This window comes from Nitrosopumilus sp. b1, assembly GCF_014078545.1.
Taxonomy (GTDB): Archaea; Thermoproteota; Nitrososphaeria; order Nitrososphaerales; family Nitrosopumilaceae; genus PXYB01.
The window spans coordinates 240,706-251,410 of record NZ_MU078712.1; the positions used below are offsets into that span (position 1 = coordinate 240,706).

9 protein-coding genes are annotated in these 10,705 nt (G+C 32.5%); 7 read left to right on the top strand and 2 right to left on the bottom strand.

Annotation, left to right across the window (positions count from 1 at the left end):
* The 7 genes from dndC to C6988_RS02555 are packed head-to-tail and all read left to right on the top strand — an operon-like array spanning nt 1 to nt 9,081.
* The gene (dndC, locus tag C6988_RS02525) at nt 1-1,521 is read left to right on the top strand and encodes a DNA phosphorothioation system sulfurtransferase DndC (protein WP_182133243.1); all 1,521 of its coding nucleotides are present in this window, start codon (nt 1-3) and stop codon (nt 1,519-1,521) included.
* Nucleotides 1,511-3,547 (top strand): DNA sulfur modification protein DndD, encoded by a 2,037-nt coding sequence (dndD, locus tag C6988_RS02530; protein ID WP_182133244.1) that lies wholly within the window; start codon nt 1,511-1,513, stop codon nt 3,545-3,547. Before dndC ends, dndD begins: the two co-directional genes overlap by 11 nt.
* Nucleotides 3,548-3,554: 7 nt before the next feature.
* A complete protein-coding gene (locus tag C6988_RS02535; protein ID WP_182133245.1) occupies nt 3,555-3,908 on the top strand; it encodes a DndE family protein in 354 nt (117 codons plus the stop codon).
* A complete protein-coding gene (locus C6988_RS02540) occupies nt 3,905-5,068 on the top strand; it encodes a cysteine desulfurase family protein (RefSeq protein ID WP_182133246.1) in 1,164 nt (387 codons plus the stop codon). The genes C6988_RS02535 and C6988_RS02540 overlap by 4 nt, the downstream gene beginning before the upstream one ends.
* Before the next feature lie 40 nt (nt 5,069-5,108).
* Nucleotides 5,109-5,867 (top strand): RNA-binding domain-containing protein, encoded by a 759-nt coding sequence (locus C6988_RS02545; protein ID WP_182133247.1) that lies wholly within the window; start codon nt 5,109-5,111, stop codon nt 5,865-5,867.
* A 51-nt stretch (nt 5,868-5,918) separates the two neighbouring features.
* Nucleotides 5,919-7,676 (top strand): DUF262 domain-containing protein, encoded by a 1,758-nt coding sequence (locus C6988_RS02550; RefSeq protein ID WP_182133249.1) that lies wholly within the window; start codon nt 5,919-5,921, stop codon nt 7,674-7,676.
* Between the two features lies 1 nt (nt 7,677).
* A complete protein-coding gene (locus C6988_RS02555) occupies nt 7,678-9,081 on the top strand; it encodes an MBL fold metallo-hydrolase (RefSeq protein ID WP_182133251.1) in 1,404 nt (467 codons plus the stop codon).
* A 27-nt stretch (nt 9,082-9,108) separates the two neighbouring features.
* Here the strand turns inward: C6988_RS02555 and C6988_RS02560 are convergent, their stop codons facing one another.
* Nucleotides 9,109-10,257 carry a hypothetical protein gene (locus C6988_RS02560; protein WP_182133253.1) on the bottom strand — a complete coding sequence of 383 codons (1,149 nt, stop codon included), beginning with the start codon at nt 10,255-10,257 and terminating at the stop codon, nt 9,109-9,111.
* Nucleotides 10,258-10,311: 54 nt separating this feature from the next.
* A partial coding sequence (locus C6988_RS02565) for a hypothetical protein (protein WP_220463398.1) occupies nt 10,312-10,705 on the bottom strand: 394 nt, incomplete at its 5' end.

A 10,705-nucleotide genomic window follows, 5' to 3' on the forward strand; every position in this document is an offset into this window, starting at 1 on the left:
ATGGCAGATTCTGTCTTTAAATCCCGCACGCTAACCAACATTTATGATGAAATCAAGCAGGTATACCTGACTGATAATAGACCTTGGATTTTGGGTTTTAGTGGCGGAAAAGATTCTACATGTATGGTTCAACTAATCTGGAACGCATTATCCGAATTACCGCGAGAAAAACTACATAAAAAAATCTTCATCATATCTTCTGATACTTTGGTTGAATCACCAAAAGTTGTAGAACAGATTACTAGCACACTAGATATGATGGAGACAGCTTCCAAGAAATCTAATTTACCTATCTCAACTAATTTAGTTAGACCAACTCTTGAGGATTCCTTTTGGGTATGTTTACTGGGACGAGGTTTTCCGGCACCGACAAATCTGTTTAGATGGTGTACTGATAGATTAAAGATTAGAAATGCTGATAGATTCATTCAAGATAAAGTATCTCAGTACGGAGAAGCAATTGTCGTTCTTGGAACAAGAAAAGATGAAAGCGGTTCAAGGCAACAATTGATGAATCTTTATGAAATTGAAGGAAGTTTGTTATCTAGGCATTCTAAATTTGCTCAAACATATGTCTACACCCCATTACGAGATTTTACTACCGAAGATGTTTGGAACTATCTTTTACAAAACAAAAATCCTTGGGGTGCAAACAATAGAGATCTTCTTGCAATGTATCAAAACGCAAATGCATCTGAATGTCCCCTAGTGGTTGATACTAGTACTCCATCATGTGGAAATAGTAGATTTGGTTGCTGGGTCTGTACCGTAGTAGCTGAAGACACTTCACTAAAAAATACAATTGAGAGTGGTGAAGATTGGATGGAACCCTTACTTGAGCTTCGAGAAGAGCTTAAGGCAACACAAGATCATGAAAAGAGAAAATCCATTAGAGAATTAAAGAGAAGAACAGGACAAATGAAATTATTTGATGATATTAAGAAAAAGGCTTTTGAGAAAAACATTCAAGATTTCAAAACAAATGATTCTAAAAAAGAGCGTGACCCATCAGACCCTTATTCCATCTTAGTTCCAGGACCTTACACATTAGAATTTTGTAAAGAATATCTTGAAAAATTACTTAGAGGACAAAAGAAAGTTCGGGAAAATGGACCTGACCAAAAAATGAACCTGATATTGGAAGAGGAATTACATGAAATTCAACGGATTTGGCGAATGGAGAGAGGGGATTGGAAGAACTCTGTGTATCAAATCTATGAAAAAGTCATGGGTGAGAAACTACCTATGATGCAAGAAGATCTTAGTGGATTTGGAAGCGTTGAACAAGAGGTTCTTGAGGACATTTGCAACAAAAATAATGTGCCTCAATTACTAGTATCTAAATTACTAAATGCAGAGTATGAATCTCAGGGAATGAGCAAACACTCGAAAATTTTCCCTAAACTAGATAAAATCCTCTCTGAAGAATGGCGTGAAGATATTGATGAAATTATTCAGGATTTGAAAAAACAAAAACAGGACAAGATGGATTTGGGTGGACAAAAAATTGATGTTGACTAAAGTTATCCTAAAAGATTATGGCGTGTATCAAGGAAAAAATGAATTTGATTTTACTTGTGACTGTGATAAGCCAATTATCTTAGTTGGAGGAACAAATGGTGCGGGAAAAACAACTCTCTTTGAATCTATCATGTTGTGTTTTTATGGAATTACTGCATTGGGTAAAAGAATTACAAACAAAACCTATGAATCATTTTTAGCAAAAAAAATTCATAGATATCTGGGAAGTTCTATTTCTGCTGATTCTGCATCAATTATTGTAGAGTTCAAGTTTTATCATGATGGAAAAGAAATAGAGTATCAAGTTGATCGAACTTGGAGAAATGAAGACGGAAAAATAATTGAAAACCTTAGTGTAAAAAAAAGGCAAAATGTAAATGATGACTTTAAATCATTAGATACAATTGAGGATTCTCATTGGCAATCGTTTATTGAAGAATTAATTCCAAAAGGAATTGCCCGTTTATTTTTCTTTGATGGTGAAAAAATTGTGCAGATAGCCGCTGAAGGAAATGAAGACATGGCAATCAAATCTTCTTTTAGTTCCTTATTGGGTTTAGATTTGATAGAACAACTTCGTTCTGACCTACAAGTAAATCTAATGAGAAATCTAACAAATAATGATAAAGCACTACAGGAATCCTATGATAAGTATTCTAAAGAGAAAGAAGAAAACTCGGAACTTATTGCGCATCTTCGAGAAAAGAAAGTTAGAAAGCAATCTGAACTTGATGACATTAGAACAGAAATTGAAAGTCTTGAGGCCAAAGTCACAAAAATTGGAGGCCAGTTTGCTACAAAAAGAGAAGAAGCAAAATCCCGCCTTGCAGTGAAAAGACTGACTCTTGATAATATCGGGGCAAGGATACAAGAATTATGTGCTGGAGTTTTACCCTTGAGTCTAATTCCTAAAGAATTAGAACAATTAGAGGATCTAATCAAAAAAGATGAGAAAATTCAGCAGTCTAGATTAGAGAAGGAGATTCTTGATTTAAAATTCAAAGAGATTCAGGCTTACCTAAAAGATGACACTTTTTGGAATGAGTTTTCATTACCTCAAGAAGAAAAAGAAAAAATTCTAACAAAAGTTCTATCTTCGATTAGTGGAAAATCTACTTCAGATTCCAAGGAAAAAGAATTATTCAATTTATCCTTTTTACAATCTACTCGAATCCGAGATTGGATTAGAGAATCCAATTCTGTAGTAGAAATATTAGAAAAAGATACTACAAAATATCTTGAAGTAGCAGAAGATGTTGTAAAAATTGAAACTTCAATTGCAAATGCACCCAATGATGATGAATTAGGACCATTGATTTCTAAACTAAATGAATTACATGCGATTGCTGGCGGTATTCAGACTGAAATTGATCATATTGAGACAGAGATCTCTAGTAATCTAGCTCTACAAAAACACATTACCGTAAAGTTACGTGATATTGTTTCTCAAAGATATAAAAATAAAAAATCCCAGGTAAAAGCTGAACTTACAGAAAAGGTACAAGTAGTTTTAGATGAATATGTTGAGAAGCTTAAAATTAAAAAATTACTCTTACTAGAAAAATATCTTTTAGATGCAATTAAAATTTTAATGCACAAAAAAGATTTCATCGAACGAGTATCTATTGATAGAGATTCATTTGAAGTAACTTTGTTTAGGAAAAATAATGATCCATTCCCAAAGGATTTATTGTCTAGTGGAGAAAAACAAATGTTTGCAACTGCAATTTTGTGGGCTTTGGCTAAAACATCTGGCAGACCATTACCGTTTATGATTGATACTCCATTAGCAAGATTGGATGAAGAACATAGAATTAATTTAGTTGAAAAGTTTTTCCCATTGGCCTCTCATCAAGTATTGATTTTTTCAACTGACAAAGAAATTGAACTGGAACATTACACTAAACTTCAACCATACATGACTAGAGCATTTGCAATGGAGTATCTTCCAGATAACGGATTAACAAAACAACACTTGGGCTACTTTTGGAATGACAAAGGAGAGAAGATAATTGCGATTCACTAGATTAAAGATGAGTATACGCTCTCAGCATCTGCTCGGGCAACTAAAGGCAAAAACTGGTTTGACCCCAAATATTATGGGTAGATTTGGCATATGTCTTTCCTTAAAGGATCCATCAATGCCTAATCCAGAAGAGTTTGATGAAAAAGGTTCTGAAATTCATCCTTCAGTATTGTTTGGAGAGTATGAGGATATCTACATGACATTGATGATTCAAAGATTAAAAAAAGACAATTTAGATCCTGAGATATATCTTAGCAAAATGTTGCGGGCTCATTTTAATCGAGGAACCATTGCATTATTTGCTAGAGTCAAAGACTTGTCTGACTTTTATGAAATGATAAAAGTAGAGAGAAAGAATTGAGTGAAATAAAATTTCCAATTTATCTTGATCATCATGCAACTACTCCTCTAGATCCTAGGGTACTAGATGAGATGATGCCGTATTTGACTGAAAAGTTTGGCAATGCCTCTAGTTTAGATCATCCATTTGGGTATGAAGCATCAGTTGCTGTAGAATCTGCTAGAGATAAAATTGCAAAAGCAATAGGTGCAAGACACGATGAGATAATCTTTACAAGTGGCGCTACTGAATCAAATAACTTAGCTCTAATTGGAACAATGGAAAAATACAAGGATAAGGGTGATCATCTCATTACTTGTGTTACTGAACACAAAGCAGTACTTGATACTGCAAGACACCTTGAGAGTTTAGGGAAAAAAATTACGTATTTACCTGTAAATGAATATGGTGAAATTAATCTTGAGCAGCTAGAAGATTCCATTAAAGAAAAAACTGTGATGATTTCCATAATGACTGCTAACAATGAAATTGGTACAATAGCTGATGTTGAAAAGATTGGGAATATAGCTCATGATCATGATGTGTTTTTTCATACTGATGCTGCTCAAGCAGTAGGCCATATTCCAATGAATGTAGAGAAAATGAATATCGATTTGATGTCCTTTTCTGCTCATAAAATGTATGGACCAAAAGGAATTGGAGCACTTTATGTTAGAGGTGTTAAACCAAGGATTAAACCTAATCCGATCCTTCATGGTGGTGGACAAGAAAGAAATATTCGTTCGGGAACACTAAATGTTCCTGGTATTGTTGGTTTTGGGAGGGCTATTGAATTATCCCAACATGAAATGAAGGCAGAAAATAATCGTTTTCATAAATGGTCTGTTGAAATGTTTGAATCTTTTTTTAATGCGGGTGGAAAACAAAACGGACATCCCACGAAAAGATTAGAGCATAATCTCAATGTTTATTTTAAAGGGATTGAGAGCAAATCGATTATTAATTCAATCTCAAAAGAAATCGCTATTTCTGCCGGTTCCGCATGTACGACCCAAATTGTAGAGCCATCACATGTTTTACTGTCCTTAGGATTTGCTGAGGAACGTGCTCATTCATCTCTTAGAATAGGCATTGGGCGAAATAATACGCATGCCGAAATTCAGTATGTCACTGAAAATATTATTTCATGTGTCAAAAAACTAGAAAAAATAACTTTGTGAAGTCATTAAGTTTTTCTAGTACCTAAAAAATTCGATCATAATGAAAGATGCCAACACCATGGTGCGAGATTCGATCAAAATTGGCATGCATGTGAAAATATCATTACATCCAAATCAAAAAGAAGATGATTTTGAGGAAGGTATTGTTGAGGAAATTTTATCTGATGAAAAATTTGATGAAAAAGGAATTGAAGTTAAAATTGATAATGGATACATTGGCCATATTGAAAAAATAATAAAAAAAGATAGTACATTAGAAGAAATACAAATTCGGATTACACAAAGAGAGAATACTGAATTAGAAAAAAAAGAAACATTCGCATTTGATACTACAACAAATGCAAAAAATGATGAATTAAAAAAAGTAGTCTGTATTGCAGTAGCATCGTTAATGAATACAAAAGGTGGTTATGTCTACATAGGAGTAGATGATGATGGAAATGTCAAAGGATTAGAACGAGATTATTCTTTAATGCAAAATGGTGGGAATAATGATAAATTAGAATTACAAATTCGAGATGCAATTCGAAAATATTTAGCAGATCAAGTTCCGATATCTAATTTTATAGATATTAGCTTTCACGTTATTGATGGAAAAGAGATATGTGAAATTAGAGTAAGCCCGGCATCTGAACCCGTATTTTCTAAAGAAAAAATCTATAATGTTTCTATTAATAATGTGAATCAACAAAGAAAATTTGATGACTTCTACATTCGAGAAGGGAATGGTAAAAAGTTACTAGAGAAACATAGTGATTTTTTATCATACTGGAAGGTTCGATTTAATGAATCAGAATAATTTCATAAGATATGGTTTTATTATACTAGGTACTAACGGAGGCTGTCTGGAATGAGAGATTTCATAGATACTCAACAAATCAAATTAAAAACCATCCTAGAAGATGCCGCATCGTATGTAATTCCAAAATTTCAAAGAGAATATTCATGGCAAGATGAACAAATTGAAGAATTTTGGAAAGATCTCATTGAACATTATCATTTATGTGAAAAGGATCCCTACTTTTTTGGAACCTTAGTATTAATTGCAGATCAAAACAAGAGAGAAAAATTCAAAGTAGTCGATGGACAGCAAAGGCTTACTACATCCATAACCTTTCTTACTGTAATTAGAGATTTTCTTTATGAATTTAATAAGGATAGAGATGTTGAAAACATACAATATTATCTTGAAGCAGAAGATGTTGGAGATTCTAATTACAAATATAGACTAAAGCTTAGTCGAAACAATCAAGATTTTTTTGTAGACAAGATTTTAAAATTAGATAATGCCTCAAACAAAAACCAAATAATTTTTAACAATATTTCTAAACGGAACAAAGGACTTGCAACTGCATATGCACTATTTTACAATAAAATTTCGGGAGAATTGGATAAAATACCTGATCAAAATGAAAAAATTCAGTTTTTAATTGGATTGGCAAATCATTTTGTAAAATATTTTGTTGTGGTACGAAATGTCATTGATACTCCTGAACGTGCGTATAGAATATTTGATAGTATTAACAATCGTGGAATAAGGCTAGAAGAAAGTGATTTAGTTAAGAATTATCTACTAGAAAAAATTGATCATGGCGGTGGTGATGTGGATGAATGGTATAACAAATGGCTTGAAATTCTTAATCGATTAGATAATGCAAATGTGAAAGAAGCAGATTTTCTTAGACATTACTTAATGGCATATTATGCCCCTACAGGTCCCAAGGAAGTATTTGAGAGAGTATTACACAAAATAAAGACTAGAGAGCAAGTAGAAGAGTTTATTGATCATGTTCTATCTGCGGCACAAGTATATAGAAAATTAAAAGATCCACAAAAAGAAGATTGGTTTAATGAATCTAACTTAGTTGAAGATTTAATCACTTTTAACTCTCTTACTGCAAAAGTTATTTATCCTGTATTGCTTAAAGGCTTTGATTTATTTGGTAATGATAGAAAGATTTTTTCGGAATTTGTTCACAATTTATTGATTTTCTTTTTTAGATCAAGAACCATCTGTAAAACTAGTGCAACATCACTTGAAGCCTTAATGAACGATGTTTGTAAAAAACTAAGAAATGATTCCTCAATAACTGTGAAAGATGTGAAAAAATTCCTAAGAGATTCGAAACAGTATTGCGATAATGAAGCATTTAGATTTAATTTCTCGAATTTTGACGCAAACCAAAAAAATGCTATTTACATTTTAACAAATTTGAATACTTCTCTACATGGTGGTAAAAAAGAAATGACTCTAAGTGCTCAGAAGGACAACATCTCAATTGAGCATATCATGCCTAAGGTAATCAAAGATTCAGAATGGGAAATCTATCTTAAGAATAAAAAGGGATTTACCACCAAATTGGAATTGGAGGATTACCACAAAAATAATTTGTGGAAGATTGGTAATTTGACAATTTTAAATCGCTCTAAAAATTTTAAGACTCAAAATATCTCATTTATTGAAAAATGTAATCAGGCTTACAAAACAGATGATGCTAAAATCGTTAATCATATTTGTAATTGGCCAGAATGGAATGATCAATCTATCTCTCAAAGACAAGAAATGCTTGCTGAACAAGCATCTAAAATTTGGAATTTAGACGACTAATTTGACGGTTCTCACATTCCATGGTGGGGTTAATGAGATTGGAGGTAACAAAATTTTACTTGAAGACAAAGACACAAAAATTTTTCTAGATTTTGGAAAGGGATTCACATCTCTAGAAAAATACTTTGAAGAATATTTGGCACCCCGTTCCTCTAACGGAATTTTAGATTTTATCACAATGGGATTGGTACCTGATATTCCTGGAATTTATCGTGATGATTTAATGTTCAAGGCAGGAAGGGAAATCAAAGAACCAGAAGTAGGCGCTGTGTTAGTTTCACATGCACATGCAGACCACGTTGATTATGTTTCTTTTTTACACCGAGATATCCCAATTTACATGGGTCAAACTACTCATAATATGATTAAGGCAATTCAAGAGCGTTCAAGCGGAGCTATAGATAGAGAGATCTTAGAGTTCAAACTTGCAGGAACAAAACGTGGAGATCCTAAAATTGCAAGAAAAATTAATGAATTTCGTTCTGGAAACAAATTCGAGATTGGTTCTTTAGAGATAGAGCCTATTCATGTAGATCATTCAATTCCTGGTGCATACGGTTTCATCATTTACACTAGTGAAGGGCCCGTTGTATATACTGGTGACTTACGTAGACATGGTTCGCAACCACAAATGACTGAAGAATTTGTTCAAAAGGCAAAAGAAGTAAAACCTATAGCATTGATTGCAGAGGGAACAAGAATCAAAGATCCCCCAACCAATGAAAATGAACAAATGGTTTATGATGAATCAAACAAGCTTACTGCAGACACCTCGAATCTTATCTTTGCTGATTTTAATTTTAAAGATGTAGACAGGGTTAGAACTTTTTACAATGTTGCCAAAGCAAACAATAGAAAACTGGTCGTCAAGATTAGAGATTGTTATTTTCTCAAATACATGTCACAAGATCCAAAACTTGGTATTCCCAACTGGGATGACGAAAACATTGTGATTTACAAAGCAAAATATCGCAGTGGTACGTATTCTGATTCTGATTATTATGGGGAGGATAGAGTTTTTGCTACTTCTCCAAACGCAATGACTGCATCTGAAATTGCAAAACATCCTAACAAATACATCTGTGCATTGGGATTCTTTAGCTTTAATGCACTAATTGATATGAAACCAAAACCTGGAACCGTTTACATTCATTCTGCTAGTGAAGCATATAATGAAGAGCAAGTTTTGAGCACAAAAAGACTACATAATTGGATAGAAAAATTCCAAATGGAGCATCATCAGATTCACTGTTCTGGTCATGCAAAGGGTACTGATTTATTAAATATGGTAAAAGAGATTGATGCCAAAATGCTATTTCCAATTCATACTGAATATCCTACTGAATATGTTAGAGTGACAAATAAAATCAATATCGTAGAGCAAGGAAAAAGATATGAAATTTGATAATCACTTCTTTTGAAATTCTCCATACTATATAATAGGATGATTTGAACTTGGTCTACTAAATTCCAAGTAGTGACACGTTATGCATTCTTCATCAGGATCATGTGTAGGATAATTACATTTTTGACATATAATGTCTTCATCATCTTCATCCTCAATTTCCTCTTGTTCATCCGTATGAACAAATTCTTTATCCTGAGTTCCAATATACTGATTTATTGGAATCTTTTCAATTAGTAGACTCTCTATACTTTCAAATCTTAAACTTTGTTTTACATTAGTTAGTTCATTTTGCATCGTGAGGAACAATCTATCTGCAAGTTCTTTATTGTAATACCCTATATTTGCATAAGATGACACCAATAACAGATGAAAAATTATTTCATGGGTCTTTATTATGTAATCTAAACAAAAGTGATATGCATCTAAATTAAATTTACCAACAAACAAACCAATGTGTTCTATGTGGGTTTGTTCATCCCCGCCATCCCATCGTAACTGTTGAAAAATATTGGCATGAGCAAATCCTGATAATTCTGAATACAGTAATCTTATTGCATTATTTCCTTTTACATATTTGTAAGTCAAATGTTTTAGGTACTGCTCTGGACAAAATTGAATCCCTTGTATAGTCTGTATAGATTGTTTGTCCTTTTTTTTAGTTTTTGGTGATTTGATTTTTTGTATGTTTTCAAAATTATCAATTAAGAAAGATTCAAACTGAATATACGACATTGCTTTTTCTACATCTTCAAGTTTTTTTGTTAATTTTTTTTTGTTTAAAATTGATACAGTTACCCATGTAGTTAACTCCAGCATGTATCGTAATATTGTCATTATTGGTCGATATGCCCCTGAAAAAAGCAGTGATACGCAATCAAAAAACTGTTTTTCTAGAAATATTAACATATTCTCCACGGTACCTTCATCAATTGGGTTTTTACAAAACATTGAAGCTTCTGGCCACGCTCCGATTCTAATGCCTGACTTTGATAAATAACTATGAGGATGATTACGAATAAAAATACTACAAAAATAGTGAATGTCTTTTAATTGTGTAAAGTGTTTTTTTGTAGTATTATGTGTTCTTTTAATTTGTTCAATGTATATTTCAGGAATATGAGTCTCAAAATCATTATTTAGTTTAGTTCGTAATGAGATGCTCCTTTCATCCATAAATTGATTTAAAATATTTACCAATAAAGTTGTTGCAATATTATAAATTTGGAATTATTTCTTGTTATCTATAGAATCTGAAAATTCTTTTACTTTCTTCGCAAAGTCTCTCAAATCCTGAAAAATAAAGTCCACTCCTAACAAATCACACTGCTTAGTTAGTTTGTCATCATTAGTTAATACGACTAAGTTATTTTCTTGAGCAAATCTTGCTACTGTTGAATCTTTTGACCCTTTTGGTGGGCAGCCATGATCTCCAATTTTTTTGTATTTAATTGGCATTCCTTCTAAATATCTATCCAAGCCTAGAATATTCTCATCAATTAGAAACTCTACCATGTTCTGATCATTATTCGAATCAGAATATTTGAGTTTTCCAATATGGGTTGAAATTTTCAATTGAAAATAAAAAATTAGAGATCTGTATTGCAATTCATACAATATCTTT

Coding starts and splice junctions, on each gene's coding strand:
- dndC (WP_182133243.1), top strand. CDS start 1: ATGGCAGATTCTGTCTTTAAATCCCGCACGCTAACCAACATTTATGAT.
- dndD (WP_182133244.1), top strand. CDS start 1,511: ATGTTGACTAAAGTTATCCTAAAAGATTATGGCGTGTATCAAGGAAAA.
- C6988_RS02535 (WP_182133245.1), top strand. CDS start 3,555: ATGAGTATACGCTCTCAGCATCTGCTCGGGCAACTAAAGGCAAAAACT.
- C6988_RS02545 (WP_182133247.1), top strand. CDS start 5,109: ATGAAAGATGCCAACACCATGGTGCGAGATTCGATCAAAATTGGCATG.
- C6988_RS02550 (WP_182133249.1), top strand. CDS start 5,919: ATGAGAGATTTCATAGATACTCAACAAATCAAATTAAAAACCATCCTA.
- C6988_RS02560 (WP_182133253.1), bottom strand. CDS start 10,257: ATGGATGAAAGGAGCATCTCATTACGAACTAAACTAAATAATGATTTT.